Origin of the sequence: Streptomyces sp. NPDC016469 (assembly GCF_040632905.1) — a bacterium.
Taxonomy (GTDB): Bacteria; Actinomycetota; Actinomycetes; order Streptomycetales; family Streptomycetaceae; genus Streptomyces.
Map to the genome: position 1 here is coordinate 19,038 of NZ_JBEYCQ010000001.1, position 15,303 is coordinate 34,340.

Sequence of the window (15,303 nt, forward strand, 5' to 3'; positions counted from 1 at the left end):
GCCAGTACCAGCATCAGCGGGCTCTCGTTACCCGTATGCGTACGGCGCCAGCCTGGAACCCATGACCGCGACATCCGAAACGACGGCCTCACGCTCCGTCACCAGTAAAACCCCCACCACTGACAAGACCCCCGCCCGGCTGCTCGCCGTGGTGCTCACGGCCCAGTTCATGGCGCTGCTCGACATCTTCATCGTGAACGTCGCCGCACCGACGATCCGTACCGAACTCGGCTCGTCCGGCGCCCAGTTGCAGCTGGTGGTGGCCGGATACACCATCTCGTACGCCGTCCTCCTCGTCGCCGGTGCCCGGCTCGGCGGCGTGTTCGGCCACGGCCGCGCACATCTGGCCGGGCTCGCCGTCTTCACCGCGGCCTCGCTCGCCTGCGGACTCGCGGCGGACTCCGGGCAGCTGATCGCCTTCCGGGTGATCCAGGGGGCGGGCGCGGCGGTGATGATCCCGCAGGTGCTCAGCCTGATCCAGCAGCACTTCACCGGGGCGGCGCGGGTGCGCGCGATCGGTGCCTACAGCGCCGTGCTGGCCACAGGGGCCGCCGCGGGGCAGGTCGTGGGCGGGGTACTGGTGAGCGTCGATCTGTTCGGGGCGGGCTGGCGGCCCGTCTTCCTGGTCAACGTCCCGATCGGGCTCGTCCTGCTGGTGATCGGCGCGCGTGTGCTGCCGGGGGAACCGCGTACCGGGGAGGCCCGGCGGGAGGCGCGGACGCGTGGGTTCGATCCGGTGGGCCTGGTGCTCCTGGCAATGGCCGTCACGCTGCTGACCGTGCCGCTGGTGCTCGGCCAGGAGCTGGGCTGGCCGGACTGGACGTGGGCCTGTCTGCTCGCCTGCGCGGTGTTCCTCACCGGCTTCGTGGCGTACGAGACGCGGCTCGCCGCACGCGGGGGTGCGCCCCTGATCGCGCCCCGTGTGCTCCGGTTGCCCGGAATCGCGGTGGCGGCGGTGCGCCTCCTGCTGGTCATGGCGGCCAACGCGGGCTTCCTCTTCACGCTGACCCTGCACCTCCAGGGCGGCCTCGGGTACTCGGCGCTGCACGCGGGGCTGATGTGCGCGCCGACCGCGGTGGCCTTCGGCGTGGCCGGACTGACCTGGCGGCGGTGGCCGGCCCGGCTCCAGCGGCACCTGGTACCCGGCGGGTTCGCGGTGCTGGCCACCGGTGAGGCGGTGACCGGGCTCGCACTGCGGGGCGGGGACGGCGGGAGCGTCGCGCTGTACGCGGGTTTCGTGCTCATCGGCGTGGGTATGGCTCTCGCGTTCAGCCCCAACCTGGCGGGCGCCCTGGCGGACGTACGGCCGCGGGACGCCGCCGACGCCAGCGGTGTGCTGGTGACCGTGACCCAGCTCGGGCAGGTCATCGGCGTCGCCGCCATCGGCACCCTCTACCTCAACCGCCTCGGTACGCCGGGGCCGCAGGGATCGGGGCACGCGTTGTGGGTCTGCGAGCTGGCCCTGGCCGCGGTGGCGTGCGCGGGGGCCGTGGCGGGGCTCGTACGGCGGCGGCGGAGGGCGGGAACGGCGGTCGGCTGACCCCCTTGCGGGGTCATGGCAGAATCGGACCGCCGGAGGGGGCGACGGACCGAACGGGAGGGTGTGCGCGATGCCTGGGAGCCGCCACGAGGTCCCGCGGTCGCCTTTCTTCCGTCGGGGCCGGAGCTGATCCATGGGTGCACACAGGCGGAAGTGCGACTGGTGCGGCAGCGGTACGCCCATCGTCAGGGACATGGACCCGGTCAACGCGGACTATCAGTACTGGTGCGAGGAATGCGCGCGGGCGCTGATCATAAAAGGCGACCCCATCGAGACCTACCGGGAGCTCGAGGGGGAGCCGATCTACGGCCGGCTTCTTGAGGAGCACTGCACCCTCAAGCGCTTCTACTCCTTCGCCACGGCCTGACCGCTTCCCCTCCTCCGGCGGGTGAAAACCGGACGGAGGGGAATCGATTTGGTGGACGGCCGGGGTGACCGGTACTGTTCTCGATGTCGCCAGGGAGACCGGGCGGCACGACGAGGGGCTATAGCTCAGTTGGTAGAGCGCTTGCATGGCATGCAAGAGGTCAGGAGTTCAATTCTCCTTAGCTCCACAGTGAAGAAGGAACGGCGGGCCATCCGAATCGGATGGCCCGCCGTTCTGCGTGGGGCCGGTCAGCGGCTATTGCCCGGAGGGGGACCGGCTCGGTGCGGTACCCTGACGCCATGCGTGCCGTAGCCCTTCTGCTTAGCGAGCCGCGCTGATCAGTCCCGACCGGTGAGAACGCCTGGTCGGCATCAGCGCGGCGTCCCCTCCTGTGCGAGGGGATTTTTCGTTTCCAAGGACGTGTGTCCGTAGACGTGGATGCCGGCAGATGACGATCGATGGAGCTTTGAGGATCATGAGCGAGACGAATACCGCAGCGGCCGCCGCTGCGCCGCACCGCTACACGGCAGCGATGGCCGCCGACATCGAGGCACGCTGGCAGGACTTCTGGGACGCCGAGGGCACGTACGAGGCGCCCAACCCGACCGGTGACCTGGCGGGCGACCCGGAGCTGGCCGCCAGGCCCAAGAAGTTCATCATGGACATGTTCCCGTACCCCTCGGGCGCGGGACTGCACGTCGGCCACCCGCTGGGTTACATCGCCACCGACGTCTTCGCCCGCCACCAGCGGATGACCGGGCACAACGTCCTGCACACCCTGGGCTTCGACGCCTTCGGCCTGCCCGCCGAGCAGTACGCCGTGCAGACCGGCACGCACCCGCGGGTCTCCACCGAGGCCAACATCGAGAACATGACGGCGCAGCTGCGCCGGCTGGGTCTGGGCCACGACAAGCGCCGCTCGTTCGCCACGATCGAGTCCGAGTACTACAAGTGGACCCAGTGGATCTTCCTGCAGATCTTCAACTCCTGGTACGACACCGAGGCGGACCGCGCCCGGCCCATCGCCGAGCTGGTCGCCCAGTTCGAGAGCGGCGAGCGCGCCACCCCCGACGGGCGTGACTGGTCCGCGCTGAGCGCCGCCGAGCGCGCCGACGTCCTGGGCGAGTACCGGCTGGCCTACGCCTCCGACGCGCCGGTCAACTGGTCGCCCGGCCTGGGCACCGTCCTGGCCAACGAGGAGGTCACCGCCGACGGCCGCTCCGAGCGCGGGAACTTCCCCGTCTTCAAGGCGAAGCTGCGCCAGTGGAACATGCGCATCACCGCCTACGCCGACCGGCTGCTGAACGACCTGGACGGGCTGGACTGGCCCGAGGCCATCAAGATGCAGCAGCGGAACTGGATCGGCCGCTCCGAGGGCGCGCGGGTCGACTTCCCGGTCGACGGCGCGGGCAGCGTCACCGTCTTCACCACCCGCCAGGACACCCTGTTCGGCGCCACCTACATGGTGCTGGCGCCGGAGCACGAGCTGGTCGAGCGGATCATCCCCGCCGCCTGGCCGGAAGGCACCCACCCGGTCTGGACGGGCGGCCACGCCTCCCCGGCCGAAGCGGTCACCGCGTACCGCAAGCAGGCCGCCTCGAAGTCGGACGTCGAGCGGCAGGCCGAGGCCAAGGACAAGACCGGTGTCTTCACCGGTGCGTACGCCACCAACCCCGTCAGCGGCGAGCAGATCCCCGTCTTCATCGCCGACTACGTCCTGATGGGCTACGGCACCGGCGCGATCATGGCCGTACCGGCGCACGACGCGCGCGACTTCGCGTTCGCGCGCGCCTTCGAGCTGCCGATGCGCTGCGTGGTCGAGCCCTCGGACGACCGCGGCACCGACGCCTCGACGTGGGAGGACGCCTTCGCCTCGCACGACGCGAAGCTGGTCAACTCCGCCAACGACGAGATCTCGCTGAACGGCCTGGGCGTCGCCGACGCCAAGGCCCGCATCACCGAGTGGCTGAAGGAACACGGAGCCGGCGAGGGCACCGTCAACTTCCGGCTGCGCGACTGGCTGTTCAGCCGTCAGCGCTACTGGGGCGAGCCCTTCCCGATCGTGTACGACGAGGAGGGCATCGCCCACCCGCTGCCCGAGTCGATGCTGCCGCTGGAACTGCCCGAGGTGGACGACTACTCGCCGCGCACCTTCGACCCGGACGACGCCGACACCCAGCCCGAGACCCCGCTGTCGCGCAACGCCGAGTGGGTCGACGTCACGCTGGACCTGGGCGACGGGTCCGGTCCGCGGAAGTACCGCCGCGAGACCAACACCATGCCCAACTGGGCCGGTTCCTGCTGGTACGAGCTGCGCTACCTGGACCCGAACAACTCCGAGAAGCTGGTCGACCCGGCGATCGAGGAGTACTGGATGGGCCCGCGCGAGGGGCAGCCCACCGGGGGTGTCGACCTGTACGTCGGCGGTGCCGAGCACGCCGTGCTGCACCTGCTGTACGCGCGCTTCTGGTCCAAGGTGCTGCACGACCTGGGCCACGTCTCCTCCGCCGAGCCGTTCCACAAGCTGTACAACCAGGGCATGATCCAGGCGTTCGTCTACCGGGACAGCCGCGGCATCGCGGTCCCGGCGGCCGAGGTCGAGGAGCGCGACGGGGCGTTCTACCACCAGGGCGAGAAGGTCTCCCGCGTCCTGGGCAAGATGGGCAAGTCCCTGAAGAACGCCGTCACGCCGGACGAGATCTGCGCCGAGTTCGGCGCGGACACGCTGCGCCTGTACGAGATGGCCATGGGCCCCCTGGACGTGTCACGGCCCTGGGACACGCGTGCGGTCGTCGGCCAGTACCGGCTGCTGCAGCGGCTGTGGCGCAACATTGTCGACGAGGAGACCGGCGAGGTCACCGTGGTCGACTCCGAGCCCGGCGAGGACACGCTGCGCGCGCTGCACAAGGCCATCGACGGCGTCGGCGGCGACATGGCCGGCATGCGCTTCAACACGGCGATCGCCAAGGTCACCGAGCTGAACAACCACCTGACCAAGGCGGGCGGTCCGCTGCCCCGCCCGGTCGCCGAGGCCCTGGTGCTGCTGGTGGCGCCGCTGGCCCCGCACATCGCCGAGGAGCTGTGGCACCGGCTGGGCCACACGGGTTCGGTCGTGCACCAGGACTTCCCGGTGGCCGACCCGGCATACGTGGTGGACGAGACCGTGACCTGCGTGGTGCAGGTGAAGGGCAAGGTCAAGGCGCGTCTGGAGATCTCCCCGTCGATCGCCGACGCGGAGCTGGAAGCCCTGGCCCTGGCCGATCCGGCCGTCGTCGCCGCGCTGGGCGGCGCGGGCATCCGCAAGGTCATCGTCCGCGCGCCGAAGCTGGTGAACATCGTTCCCGCGTAGTCACCGCCGCGGGTGGGGGCTTTCCCCTACGGGCAGGTTGGGGGTTCCGTCGGAACCCCCAACCTGCCCGTTCCGTTTACGGTGGAGAAGACCGGTGTACCTGTACCGGAGGCCGTCACACCATCCGAGGGGCGCTCATGGAAGCCGTGATCCTGATCCTGGGGCTGCTCGTCGTCGCCTTCATGGCGCTGGGCGTCTATGCGACGGTCAAGGTCGTCGGGGCGGCCAGGCGCGGCGTGGACCGCACGATCACGCAGGCGCGCCGCACCGTCGAGGACACCACCCTGCGGGCGAAGAGCTACGGGCAGCTGGGCGTCGGCGGTGAGCTGGCGCAGCTGCGCCTCTCGCTGCGCACGTCGATGCGCGCCACCCAGGACGCCTTGCGGGCAGGCGTGGCCGAGGACGCGTCGCTGTCGGAGTCCCTGGGCCTGTTCGACCGGCTCAGCGCACACGGACACGAGCTGGACGCGGAGCTGAAGGCGCTGGAACGCGAGCCCGACAAGGCGACGGTGACCTCACGGCTGCCGGGTCTCAAGGAGCGCACCGCGCAGATCACCCGTTCCGCCGACTCGCTGCGCTGGGCGGCCCGGGACCGGGCCCGCAAGTTCGCCGACGACGAGCTGACGGCGCTGAACGCGCAGATCGACGTGGAGGCCGGGGCGCTGCGGCACTGGACCACGGCCGAGGAGGCGCCGGGCCCGTCGCCGGAATGGGGCGGCGGGACGGACACGCCGGCCGCAGACCATCGGCCCTCGTCCGCCGCGCCGGACGGGCCCGAGGCCATCACCGCGCGGGATCCCCGGCGGAGCACCGCCTACCCGTGGCAGAAGACGGCCCGGCCCGAGACCACCAACTGAGCGGTGAACGGCCCGGCGGCCGGCCGGTACGCGCCGGGGGACGTGGCGACCACCGGTGACCGAGGGTGGCAGGATGCGATGCGAAGCGACCGTGACTGATCACTCGTGCGGGGTCGGACTGCCTACCCCGCGCCCCTGCGGGTAACCTCCGGGGCATGTCCCGCCATGTCGCGATCGTCACCGATTCCACGGCCTACCTGCCGCCTGACGCGATGCGGCGGCACGGCATCACGGCGGTGCCGCTGACCGTGGTGCTGGGCGACCAGGCCCTGGAGGAGGGCACCGAGATCTCGGCCCGTTCGCTGGCCCTGGCTCTCCAGAAACGCCGTTCCGTGACGACCTCCCGGCCCAGCCCCGAGGTCTTCGCCGCCACCTACCGGGCCGTCGCCGAGGCCGGCGCGAGCGGCATCGTCTCGCTTCACCTGTCGGCGGAGTTCTCCGGTACGTACGACGCGGCGGTGCTCGCGGCGAAGGACGCCCCGGTGCCGGTGCGCGTCGTCGACACCGGCATGGTCGCGATGGCCCTCGGCTTCTGCGCCCTGTCCGCCGCCGAGACGGCCGAGGCCGGCGGCGGCCTGGACGAGGCGGTGGCGGCGGCCGAGAAGCGCGCGTCGGGCACCTCCGCGTATTTCTACGTCGACACCCTGGACTACCTGCGCCGGGGTGGCCGGATCGGCGCCGCGCAGGCCCTCCTCGGCTCGGCCCTCGCGGTCAAGCCCCTGCTCCAGCTCGACGGCGGCCGGATCGAGCTGCTGGAGAAGGTACGGACGGCCTCGAAGGCCATCGCCCGGCTGGAGGAGATCGTCGCCGAACGCGCGGGCAGCGGGCCCGTGGACATCGCGGTGCACCACCTCGCGGCGTCCGAGCGGGCGGACCGGCTGGCCGAGCGGCTGCGGGAACGCGTGCCCGGGCTGGCGGACCTGCACGTCAGCGAGGTCGGCGCGGTGATCGGCGCACACACCGGTCCGGGGCTGCTGGGAGCGGTGGTCTCGCCGCGCTGAGGCACCCGCCACCCAAGCGGAAACGTCACTCTCCGGAGTGGCCGAGTTATCCACAAGGGGCCCGTTGTCCACGGAAATCGCCTGGGCTCAGCGGGATACGACGGGACTGCCTAGCGTCCTGAGGCATGGCTTCCCGATCACATCGTGCAACCAGCGGACCCGGCGGAGCGGGTGCCGGCCCCGGCCGCGCCCCGGATTCCGACGGGCGCCTGCGACGAGCGGCGCGCCCCGGTCCGGGCCGCCGACGGCGGACCACGGCCCGCGCGGAGGTGGCCGCCGCGGCGCGCACCAGAGCCGACGCGCTGATGGCGGGCGGGGGCGAGGGGCGTGTCGCGCGGTGGGGGATGGGGGTGCCTGTCGCGGCGGAGCCTGTTGCGGTGCCCCGTGCCGTGGACGGTGGCGGAGAGGCTCCTTCGGGTGTGGCGAGCGTGGCGCCCGTGGGGCGTTGGGCGGCGGCCGTGTTCGCGGTGCGGGAACGGCTGCCGATGTGGGTGCAGCTCAGATGCGGCCTGGAGCCGAAGACCCTGGCCGCGCTCGCCGTCATCCTGGTCGCGGCCGCCGTGTTCGCCGGGATGCACTTCTGGTCCGCCCGGCCGGAGGGTGTCCGGGCTCCCGACATGGTCGGTGAGGCGGTGCACGCGCCTGCGCCGGAGGCCGACGCGGAGACGGAGCCGGAGGGCAGCGGCCGGCCCGAGCCGTCTCCCGGTCCCGCCGCCGGTGCGGGCGGGCAGATCGTGGTGGACGTCAGCGGGAAGGTGCGGAACCCGGGGTTGCGCCGACTGCCCTCCGGGGCGCGGGTGGACGACGCGCTGACGGCGGCGGGCGGGGCGCGGCCCGGGGCGGACCTGGCGGGGCTCAACCGGGCCCGGGTGCTCATGGACGGCGAGCAGCTCGTGGTGGGCGCCCCGCCGGTGCCGGTGCCGCTCCCGGGCGGTCCTGTGGGCGAGGGGGCAGGGGCCGGGCCGGTGAGCCTGAGCACCGCGACGGCGGAGCAGTTGGAGGGGCTTCCGGGCGTCGGCCCCGTCCTCGCCCAGCACATCGTGGACTACCGCACGCAGCACGGGGGCTTCCGGTCCGTGGACGAACTCCGCGAGGTCAACGGGATCGGCACCCGCCGGTTCGCGGATCTGCGGCCCTTGGTGCGGCCGTGAGCGCGGGGGACGCCGTCGGGGCGTCGGGTGCGCGCACCGGGTCGGGCCCGCCCGCGACGGCGGAGGCGCGCGCGACGCCGGAGGCCCACACGGAGCCGGAGGCCCACACGGAGCCGGAGGCCCACACGGAGCCGGAGGCCCACACGGAGCCGGAGGCCCACACGGAGCCGGACATTCACGCGGCGTCGGGCAGGCGGCTGGGGCTTTCGGATCCCCGTCAGGACGGCCCGGCCGACCTCCGGTTGCTCGCCCCGGCAGCGGCGGCCTGGGCCGGTGCCGGGCTCGCCGTGGGCGCTCCCGGGCACTGGGCGGCGATGGGGGTCGTGCTCTGCCTGGGTACGGCGATGGTGCTCCTCGCGGTGGGCCTGCGACGGTCCCGTACGGCGGGCGGCGGCGCGGGTGGTGACGTCGGGGCAAGGGGCGGGGACGGCGAGGTCGGCGACGCCGGGGCGAGGGGCAGGCGCGGTGAGGTCGGAGAGACCGGGGCGGCGGGTGCGTCCGGTGCCGCACCCGCGCCCGACACCGTTCGCGCGCGGGGGCGTTTGCAGGCGACGGCCGTCGCGGCGGTGCTGCTCTGCGCGGCGGCCGGGGCGGCGTCCGCCGGCCTGCACGGTGCAGATGTGCGCCGCGGCCCCCTGCCCGGACTGGCCCGTCAGTTCGCGCGCGTGCAGGCGGAGATCACCCTCACCTCCGATGCCCGGCGCACGTTCCCCCGGGTGCGCGGAGACCACAGCACGCCCGCCTCCCTGCTCCTGGACGCGGAGGTCACCCGGCTGACGCGGGCCGACGGCACGGCCGTACGGCTGCGCACGCCGGTCCTGGTCATCGTCCCGCCGGGCGGCGCGGCGGCGGCCTGGCAGCGGCTGCTGCCGTCCACCGTTCTGCGGGTCTCCGGGCGGCTGGCGCCTCCGCTGCACACGGGCGAACGGGTCGCCGCCGTGCTGCGGCCCGACGGCAAGGCCCCGCCCCGGGTGACCGGGCCGCCCAGCCTCCTCCAGCGCACTGCGGGCCGGCTGCGCGCCGGGCTGCGCGAGGCAACCGACGGACTGGGCCCGGACGCGCGGGCGTTGCTGCCCGGACTGGTGGTCGGCGACACCTCACGCATCACTCCCGAACTGCACGACGCGTTCCGGGCGACCGACCTCACGCACTTGATGGCTGTCTCCGGATCGAACCTGGCGATTCTGCTGGTTCTGCTCATCGGGCCGCCCGGCCGGGCGCTGCGGGCCGAACGCGGGGGACTGGCGCCCAGGCTGGGGATCTCCCTGCGGATGACCGCACTGCTCGGCGGCGGACTCACGCTCGCCTTCGTCCTGGTCTGCCGGCCCGAACCGAGTGTGCTGAGGGCCGCCGCGTGCGGGCTGATCACGCTCCTCGCCATCGGCACCGGGCGGCGCCGGACACTGATTCCCGCCCTGTGCGCCGCGGTGCTGCTGCTGGTGCTCTACGACCCGTGGCTGGCGCGCAGTTACGGCTTCGTGCTGTCGGTGCTGGCCACCGGTGCCCTGCTGACCCTGGCCCCACGCTGGAGCGAGGCGCTGCGTCGGCGCCGGGTGCCGCCACGGCTTGCGGAAGCGCTGGCCGCCGCGGCCGCCGCGCAGGCGGTGTGCTCGCCCGTGGTGGTGCTGCTCGCGTCCCGGGTGAGCCTGGTGGCGGTTCCGTGCAATCTGCTGGCGGAGTTCGCCGTGGCGCCGGCCACGGTCCTCGGGTTCGCCGCGCTGGCCCTGGCGTCGGTGGCGATGCCGGCGGCCGGGCTGCTCGCCGGGGTCGCGGGGTGGCCGGCCGGGTGGATCGCCTCGGTGGCCAGGACCGGAGCGGCGCTCCCCGGCGCGGAGACCGACTGGCCCGACGGCCTGTCCGGGGCGGCGCTGCTGGCCGCCGTGACCCTGGTCCTGGTATCGGCCGCGCGTTGGGTCGGGCGCCGCCCCTGGGTCTGCTCGGCCGCCGCGCTGCTGCTGGTCCTCGCGGTGCTCCGGCCGGCGCCGCTGACCCGGGTGCTGACCGGTTGGCCGCCGCCCGGCTGGGCGTTCGCCATGTGCGACGTCGGACAGGGTGACGCCCTGGTGCTCGCGGCGGGGCGGGGCTCCGGCGTGGTCGTGGACGCCGGCCCCGATCCCCGGCTCGCCGACCGGTGTCTGCGCGAACTGGGCGTGAGCCGTGTCCCGTTGCTCCTGCTCACCCACTTCCACGCCGACCACGTGAGGGGTCTCCCCGGGGTGCTGCGCGGCAGGGCGGTGGGCGCGATCCAGACGACGAGCCTGGACGAGCCGCCGGAGCAGGCCGCGTTCGTCCGGAGAACGGCGGCGGGGGCCGGTGTGCCCGTCCTGCGGGCCGCCCCGGGGGAACGGCGGCGGATCGGCACGCTGGACTGGCAGGTGCTGTGGCCACCGGGGGCTGCGGGTGTGGCCCCGGCGGCCGGGCCCGTCCCGTACGACGTTCCGCAGGACCCGAACGACGCCAGCGTCACCCTGTTCGTGCGGACCGGCGGGCTCACCCTGCTGCTGCCGGGCGACCTGGAACCGCCCGCCCAGCAGGCGTTGCTGCTCAGCCATCCGGAGCTGCCCCGGGTGGACGTGCTCAAGGTCGCCCACCACGGCTCCGCGCACCAGGACAACGCCCTGCTGCGGGCCGTCCGGCCCAGGTTCGCGCTGGTGAGCGTGGGCCGGGACAACCCGTACGGGCACCCGGCGCCCCGGACGGTCGACGCGCTCGCGGAGCAGGGTGCGGTGGTGCTGCGCACCGACAGGGACGGGGCGATCGCGGTGACCGGTGCGGGGAGCGGGCTGCGGGCGGTGGGGCGGTCATGAAGGCGTACGCGGCGCGGCGGGCGGTGCTCCACGCGCCGGTCCGGACGGGAGAAGCGGGAGCCACGGGGGCCACCGCGGCCCCGGCCTCAGACCAGCCAGTGCCCGTCCGTCATCAGGTCGCGGCCGGGCTGCTCGTTGGACTCCCGCCAGGCCCGGACCGCGTACGGGGTGAAGCGGAGGTACACCCAGGCGGGGCGACCCCGCAGGTCCCAGGAGAACTTCGCGGCGAACGCGTCGCCCGACGCCGGCGGAAGGTCCGTGCCCTCCACCACCTCGGCCGTGGCCTCGATCATGACCACGTCGCGGGTGTGGCCCAGGGCGATGTGGGCCCGGCCGTCCGGCGTCAGGTTGACCGCCGTCGGGTTGGTGCGCCGGGTCGCCATCAGCAAGGTCTGCCCGTCCCACACGAACGACAGCGGCACCAGGGTCGGCGCCCCGTCGGCGGAGGCCGTCGACACCCAGGCGTCCGTGTCCTTCTCCAAGCGGTCGAACACGTCCTGCTTGCGCTGTTCACGGCTGCGCGCCGGTTCCGGAAGGGGCATGCCGCGCACGCTAACCCGCGCCCCGACCGCGTAACACCGTCGCCGGACCTAGGACCAGTGACGCATGGCGCACGGCCGGGGCGGCGGCACAGACTGGCTCCATGGACCCGCAGCTGCCGCAGACCATCGACGCCTACCTGGACCGCATCGGTGCGGCCAGGCCCGCGCGCCCCGACGCCTCGGCGCTGCGCGTACTGCAACTGCGCCACCTCGTCGCCGTGCCCTTCGAGAACCTCTCCATCCACCTCGGTGAGGACATCGTGCTGGAGGGCGGTCCGCTCCTGGACAAGATCGTGGCCCGCGAGCGCGGCGGCTTCTGCTACGAACTCAACGGTGCGTTCGCCCTGTTGCTGCGCGCGCTCGGTTTCCGCGTCACGCTCCTTCAGGCCCGGGTCCACGGCGAGGGGGGACGGCTCGGCATCCCGTACGACCATCTGGCGCTGCGCGTCGAGACGGAGGACGGGACCGGGCCGTGGCTCGCCGATGTCGGCTTCGGCGACCACGCCAGGCACCCGCTCGCGCTCGACGACCGCGCCGACCAGGAGGATCCGGGCGGCGTCTTCCGGATCGCCCCTGCCGAGGCCGGCGGCGGGGAGGGCGGGGACCTCGACGTCCTGTGCGACGGCAGGCCCCGACTCCGGCTGGAGCGGCGGGCCAGGGAACTGGCCGACTTCCGGGCCGGCGCCTGGTACCACCGCACCTCGCCCGACTCCCACTTCACCCGGGCCCCGGTCTGCTCGCGCTGCACGGACGACGGCCGGATCACCCTCAGCGGCCGCAAGCTCCTCACGACGGTGGGCGGCGAGCGGCACGAGACACCGCTGGGCGGCGACGACGAGGTGCTGGCGGCCTATCGGGACCACTTCGGTCTGCGTCTGGACCGGCTTCCGGCGAATGCGGACCTTCGGTAACACCTACGCCCAAGACGCTGTTAGCCGCCCTGTTTGCCTCGAACGCCTCAAGGGTGGTCGAATGCATGCTCGTCGGCGGGCCGCTGCTCCGACAACGACGTCTGCCCTCCGGCCCGAGGTGAGCGAGTGCCCGGGAGTGTGTGGAGATGTTCGGCCGTTGGTTCGGAAACAAAGGTGCGACGGGTGCCGCTCGGGGCAACGCCCTCGCCGGACTGACGGTGCCGGACTCGGCGGGCGTCCTCAGCTGCCGGGTGCTCGACCCGGTCAACGAGCCCGTGCCGCTGGCGGAGTTCGTGCTGGCGGACCGGGCGGGGCGCAAGGTGGTCGGGGGCGAGACCGACCCGTACGGCAGCGTCATGGCCACGATTCCGGCGGGGGAGTACCGGCTGGCCGTCACGGCGGAGGGGTTCACCCCCTTCCACGGCTCGGCCACGGTCACCGAGGGCGGTCATGCGAGCCTCGGCGATGTGACCCTCCAGGTCGCCGCCCCGCCGCAGCTGCCCGAGCCGGGCGACTGGGAGATCGAACCGATGCACTCCCAGATCGGTTTCACCGCCCGCCACATCGGGATGGCCCGCATCCACGGCCGGTTCAACACCTTCGCGGGGGCGGTGCGGATCGCCGACCGCATGGAGGACTCGGCGATGCACGTGATCATCGACGCCGCGTCGATCGACACGAACGTCCAGATGCGCGACGACCACCTGCGCTCCAGCGACTTCCTGGACGTCGGCCGCTACCCGACGCTGGAGTTCTACAGCGACCGCTTCGTGCACCGGGGCGGGACCCGCTGGGGTGTGAGCGGGGCGCTCACGTTGCACGGGGTGAGCCGTACGGTGACCCTCGACACCCAGTACCTCGGACTCGGCAACGGGATGGAGGGCGAGGCCCGGGCCGCCTGCCGCGCCACCACGCAACTGCACCGCGAGGACTTCACCCTCACCTGGCAGACGATGCTGGCGCGAGGCATCGCGGTCGTCGGCCCGAGCATCACCGTCGACATGGACGTCCAGATCGTCCCGAAGGGCTGAGTCCTCGGCCCGTGGGGCGGGGCCCGGGGACGCCGGTTCTACGGTGCCTCCAGCCACCCCTCGTACTCCGCGGCGAACGCGTCGAGCGCCGCCGGGTCGAGACGGTGGTCCGGATCCTCCACGACCACCAGCCACTGGGCGTCCTCGGCGTCGTCCTCACCGGCCAGCGCGTCGCGCACGAGCTGCGGTTCGTCGGTGACGCCGAAGCGGTCGGCGAGCTCCTCCGCCGCCTCCTCGGCTCCATCGCGGTCGGGCAGCACCAGCACGTGTCTCTCATCGCTCACATGCTCATTCTCGGACACGGGGGAGGGGACGGCGGACCCGGCCGGCGGGTGCGGTGGCCCGGCCGCGACCGGGCTGTCAGTGGCCCGTGGGATGCTGGACGGCGATGGCCACCAGAAGGAATTCCACCGACGACCCGCTCGCCCCGCTCACGCTCGCCGTGGGGCAGGAGGACCTGCTCCTCGACCGAGCCGTGCAGCAGGTGGTGGCGGCCGCGCGCGCCGCCGACGCGGACACGGACGTCCGGGACCTCACCCCCGACCAGCTCCAGCCGGGCACGCTGGCCGAGCTGACCAGCCCCTCGCTGTTCGCCGAGCGCAAGGTCGTGGTCGTGCGCAACGCGCAGGATCTGGGTGCGGACACGGTCAAGGACGTCAAGAAGTATCTGGACGACCCGGTCGAGGAGATCACCCTCGTCCTGCTCCACGCGGGTGGTGCCAAGGGCAAGGGGCTGCTCGACGCGGCCCGCAAGGCGGGGGCCCGCGAGGTCGCGTGCCCGAAGACGACGAAGCCGGCCGAGCGGCTGTCCTTTGTACGGGGTGAGTTCCGCGCGCTGGGGCGGTCCGCGACGCCCGAGGCATGCCAGGCGCTGGTCGACTCCATCGGGAGCGACCTGCGGGAGCTGGCGAGCGCGGTGTCGCAGCTCGTCGCGGACATCGAGGGCACGATCGACGAGGCGGTCGTCGGGCGCTACTACACGGGGCGGGCCGAGGCGTCCAGCTTCACGGTCGCCGACCGGGCGGTCGAGGGCCGGGCGGCGGAGGCCCTGGAAGCCCTGCGCTGGTCCCTGTCCACAGGCGTGGCGCCGGTCCTGATCACCAGTGCGCTGGCGCAGGGCGTACGGGCGATCGGCAAGCTGTCCTCGGCGCGCGGGGGGCGGCCGGCGGACCTCGCGCGTGAGCTGGGCATGCCGCCGTGGAAGATCGACCGGGTGCGGCAGCAGATGCGGGGGTGGACGCCGGACGGGGTCGCGGTGGCGCTGCGGGCGGTCGCGGAGGCGGACGCGGGGGTGAAGGGGGGCGGGGACGACCCCGAGTACGCGTTGGAGAAGGCGGTGGTGGCCGTGGCGGGCGCCGCGAGGCGCGGGCGTAGCCCGCGGTAGTTTCGGGGCGGTGGGGCCCTGGGCTGCCCCCGGTGTCCTCAATCGCCGGACGGGCTCGAACGTGCCGTTCGGGCGTCCTCAATCGCCGGACGGGCTTGGTTGTGCCGGGCGGGCGTTGGACGTGCAGGGTTCAGGTGTCCTCAATCGCCGGACAGGCTTGATGGCGCCGGGCGGGCCGGGCCGCGCTCGACGGGCCCGGGTCGCGCCCCACGGGGCCAGGTCGTGCGCGACAGGGCTGGACGCGGCTCCGCAAACGCCGAAGGCCCCGTCGTCCTGGGGAAAGGACTGCGGGGCCTCGGGTTCAGATGGATGCGTCGCACCCGCGTGGCGAACGCAGGTTCGGTGTGCGGCGCGGGGGCCGGG

The 15,303-nt window shown here is 73.3% G+C and carries 12 protein-coding genes and 1 tRNA gene; 11 read left to right on the top strand and 2 right to left on the bottom strand.

The window, feature by feature from the left end; all coding sequences use genetic code 11:
* The first annotated feature begins 148 nt into the window (after window positions 1–148).
* The 8 genes from ABZ565_RS00105 to ABZ565_RS00140 all read left to right on the top strand — a co-directional run bounded on the left by ABZ565_RS00105 (window position 149) and on the right by ABZ565_RS00140 (window position 11,072).
* Entirely contained in the window at window positions 149–1,540 is a 1,392-nt protein-coding gene (locus ABZ565_RS00105; protein WP_361019231.1) for an MFS transporter, read from the top strand.
* Between the two features lie 133 nt (window positions 1,541–1,673).
* On the top strand, window positions 1,674–1,907 hold the full coding sequence (locus tag ABZ565_RS00110) for a hypothetical protein (RefSeq protein WP_018103228.1): 234 nt from the start codon (window positions 1,674–1,676) through the stop codon (window positions 1,905–1,907).
* 114 nt (window positions 1,908–2,021) lie between these two features.
* A tRNA-Ala gene (locus ABZ565_RS00115) sits at window positions 2,022–2,094 on the top strand.
* Between the two features lie 288 nt (window positions 2,095–2,382).
* Window positions 2,383–5,256 (top strand): leucine--tRNA ligase, encoded by a 2,874-nt coding sequence (gene leuS / locus ABZ565_RS00120; RefSeq protein ID WP_361018320.1) that lies wholly within the window; start codon window positions 2,383–2,385, stop codon window positions 5,254–5,256.
* A gap of 137 nt (window positions 5,257–5,393) precedes the next feature.
* Window positions 5,394–6,113 (top strand): hypothetical protein, encoded by a 720-nt coding sequence (locus ABZ565_RS00125; protein WP_361018323.1) that lies wholly within the window; start codon window positions 5,394–5,396, stop codon window positions 6,111–6,113.
* A 155-nt stretch (window positions 6,114–6,268) separates the two neighbouring features.
* Window positions 6,269–7,114: a DegV family protein gene (locus tag ABZ565_RS00130; protein WP_361018326.1), complete on the top strand. Its 846-nt coding sequence runs from the start codon at window positions 6,269–6,271 to the stop codon at window positions 7,112–7,114.
* Window positions 7,115–7,551: 437 nt separating this feature from the next.
* On the top strand, window positions 7,552–8,265 hold the full coding sequence (locus tag ABZ565_RS00135; protein WP_361018329.1) for a helix-hairpin-helix domain-containing protein: 714 nt from the start codon (window positions 7,552–7,554) through the stop codon (window positions 8,263–8,265).
* Between the two features lie 542 nt (window positions 8,266–8,807).
* Window positions 8,808–11,072, top strand: a complete 2,265-nt coding sequence (locus tag ABZ565_RS00140; RefSeq protein ID WP_361019234.1) for a ComEC/Rec2 family competence protein — start codon at window positions 8,808–8,810, stop codon at window positions 11,070–11,072.
* An 86-nt stretch (window positions 11,073–11,158) separates the two neighbouring features.
* Here ABZ565_RS00140 and ABZ565_RS00145 read toward each other — a convergent pair whose 3' ends face one another.
* A complete protein-coding gene (locus ABZ565_RS00145) occupies window positions 11,159–11,614 on the bottom strand; it encodes a pyridoxamine 5'-phosphate oxidase family protein (protein ID WP_361018332.1) in 456 nt (151 codons plus the stop codon).
* A 101-nt stretch (window positions 11,615–11,715) separates the two neighbouring features.
* Between ABZ565_RS00145 and ABZ565_RS00150 the strand changes: the two genes are divergently transcribed.
* Together ABZ565_RS00150 and ABZ565_RS00155 are read left to right on the top strand one after the other, a co-directional pair.
* Window positions 11,716–12,525: an arylamine N-acetyltransferase gene (locus tag ABZ565_RS00150; RefSeq protein WP_361018335.1), complete on the top strand. Its 810-nt coding sequence runs from the start codon at window positions 11,716–11,718 to the stop codon at window positions 12,523–12,525.
* 146 nt (window positions 12,526–12,671) lie between these two features.
* Entirely contained in the window at window positions 12,672–13,556 is an 885-nt protein-coding gene (locus ABZ565_RS00155; protein ID WP_361018337.1) for a YceI family protein, read from the top strand.
* A 38-nt stretch (window positions 13,557–13,594) separates the two neighbouring features.
* On the opposite strand, the gene ABZ565_RS00160 is transcribed toward ABZ565_RS00155, so the two are convergent.
* Window positions 13,595–13,840, bottom strand: coding sequence for a hypothetical protein (locus ABZ565_RS00160; protein WP_361018340.1), 246 nt, complete (start codon window positions 13,838–13,840; stop codon window positions 13,595–13,597).
* 104 nt (window positions 13,841–13,944) lie between these two features.
* Here ABZ565_RS00160 and holA point away from each other — a divergent pair, with 104 nt between their 5' ends.
* Window positions 13,945–14,940 carry a DNA polymerase III subunit delta gene (gene holA, locus ABZ565_RS00165; RefSeq protein ID WP_361018342.1) on the top strand — a complete coding sequence of 332 codons (996 nt, stop codon included), beginning with the start codon at window positions 13,945–13,947 and terminating at the stop codon, window positions 14,938–14,940.
* Window positions 14,941–15,303 lie beyond the last annotated feature (363 nt).

Excerpts from the sequence above, each read along its gene's own strand:
- holA (WP_361018342.1), top strand. The coding sequence starts at position 13,945 with ATGGCCACCAGAAGGAATTCCACCGACGACCCGCTCGCCCCGCTCACG.
- ABZ565_RS00150 (WP_361018335.1), top strand. The coding sequence starts at position 11,716 with ATGGACCCGCAGCTGCCGCAGACCATCGACGCCTACCTGGACCGCATC.
- leuS (WP_361018320.1), top strand. The coding sequence starts at position 2,383 with ATGAGCGAGACGAATACCGCAGCGGCCGCCGCTGCGCCGCACCGCTAC.
- ABZ565_RS00110 (WP_018103228.1), top strand. The coding sequence starts at position 1,674 with ATGGGTGCACACAGGCGGAAGTGCGACTGGTGCGGCAGCGGTACGCCC.
- ABZ565_RS00130 (WP_361018326.1), top strand. The coding sequence starts at position 6,269 with ATGTCCCGCCATGTCGCGATCGTCACCGATTCCACGGCCTACCTGCCG.
- ABZ565_RS00145 (WP_361018332.1), bottom strand. The coding sequence starts at position 11,614 with ATGCCCCTTCCGGAACCGGCGCGCAGCCGTGAACAGCGCAAGCAGGAC.
- ABZ565_RS00155 (WP_361018337.1), top strand. The coding sequence starts at position 12,672 with ATGTTCGGCCGTTGGTTCGGAAACAAAGGTGCGACGGGTGCCGCTCGG.
- ABZ565_RS00125 (WP_361018323.1), top strand. The coding sequence starts at position 5,394 with ATGGAAGCCGTGATCCTGATCCTGGGGCTGCTCGTCGTCGCCTTCATG.